Source organism: Acidobacteriota bacterium (assembly GCA_003225175.1).
GTDB lineage: Bacteria > Acidobacteriota > Terriglobia > Terriglobales > Acidobacteriaceae > Gp1-AA112.
Genome location: QIBA01000250.1, coordinates 1 through 1,650 on the forward strand (window position 1 = coordinate 1; position 1,650 = coordinate 1,650).

At 29.1% G+C, this 1,650-nt stretch carries 1 protein-coding gene and 1 pseudogene (1 of these 2 only partly in view); both read right to left on the reverse strand.

Annotated features, from left to right (window positions below):
* A partial coding sequence (locus tag DMG62_25110; GenBank protein ID PYY18972.1) for a hypothetical protein occupies positions 1-1,222 on the reverse strand: 1,222 nt, incomplete at its 3' end.
* A gap of 415 nt (positions 1,223-1,637) precedes the next feature.
* Positions 1,638-1,650, reverse strand: a pseudogene (locus tag DMG62_25115) (hypothetical protein); it runs 836 nt beyond the window's last position.

The window sequence follows — 1,650 nt, forward strand, 5'->3', positions numbered from 1 at the left end:
CACAGTTTCTACATTTAAACTTTCTTTCTCTAACTTGATATGCCTTTTGTAGAGCTTCTATTCTTGTCATTTTTCCTACTTGATTTTGTGTATTATTTGATGTATTTTCTGGCATTGACATTCTTGGATTATCCTGTATATCTGACATTTCTGAATCTGAATCTTCATCTATTAACTTTCTATTTCTATTTGCTAGTAATTCTCGCTCTCTTTTTGATTCTGATTGATGTTTATTAACCTTCTCTCTACTTTTTACTTCTCTATTCGGTTGTTTTCTTACTGGTACTGGATAAAGTTCATATTCATTATCTTCATCTTCTGATTTTTCAATTTCAATAAAGTTACAATTATATTCATTATCATCTTCATTGTCTGAGGATTCATAATTTCGCACATTTCTATCCTCATCGAAAGTGCTATTAAAGTTTAAATATCTTACATTTCGTTCATTATTTCTCTCATTATTATAATTCCTATTATTATTTCCATTATTATTCCTTCTATTATTATCATTATTATTTCTTCCTTCTGGACAATTTGGTCTAATATGACCTGTTTTATTACAATTATAACAAACAATGTCATTATTTCTTTGATTATCTCTTCTAATATAATTGTTTCCTTGATAATTTCCTCTGTTATTTCCTTGATAATTTCTTTGATAATTTCCTCTATTATTTCCCATTTGATTCATTAATTTTACTTCTAATTTTTCGAATTTTTTCATTAAATCTTCCATATCCTTTTCTGTTTTTTCCTTCTTAACCTTTTCATAAACAGTTTCATTACTTTTATTATTCTCTAAAGTTTCTTCTGGTATTAATTGTCTTGCAAAACCAAAGGCACTTATTTCTGCTCTTCTGGCACTTTCCTTTGCTTCAGCTACTGTTCCTTGATTTCCTAGTAGTGCAAATTGTTTAATAGCTGGTAATAAAGCTCGTGTATATCCTGCTGCCTTTCCAACATCTGTTACATCAGCTCCAACCCTTCTGGTAATTTTGTCAAATCTCTTATTAAACTCTTCTAAACTTTCTCCTTGTCTTTGTCTTACTTCATCAAATTTTTGTAACCACTGTAATTTTCTTTGTCCCGTATTAAATCTTGTTACAATTAATTCTGCTAACCGATTGGCTGCATCACCATTAGAATGCCAACGAGTTAAAGTCGCATTATTATCATCACACCAATCTGCTGCTTCTCCCTTTAAATGTGCTTTTGCCATTCTTGTTCTTAAATTATCATCTGCATCATCATTTATCCATGCATTTGCTTCTGCTGCTCGATCAAATTCTTTGACCTATTCACTTGGATCTTCATCTGGTCCTCTACTAAAAAAACTTGATTTCACAATATTTAATGCCATTTCAATATTTTCAGTATTTTCTTCAAATAAATTTTCAAGATTTAAGTCTTGATTTCCAAAATATAATTCGAATTCTTCTAGTATTTCAACTATTTCACTTTCTTTATCCGAATCTGAACTTGATTCTGAACTTGATGAAATTTCAGGTGTATTTATAATTTTTTCATCGTCAATTATTATATTTTCAAGTGTTTCTTCATTTTCTATTTCTATATTTTCTGCCCAAGTTCTAACTTCTTCATCGTCTAATCCAAATTTCTTTTCTTCTTCTTTTTTAATATCTTCTA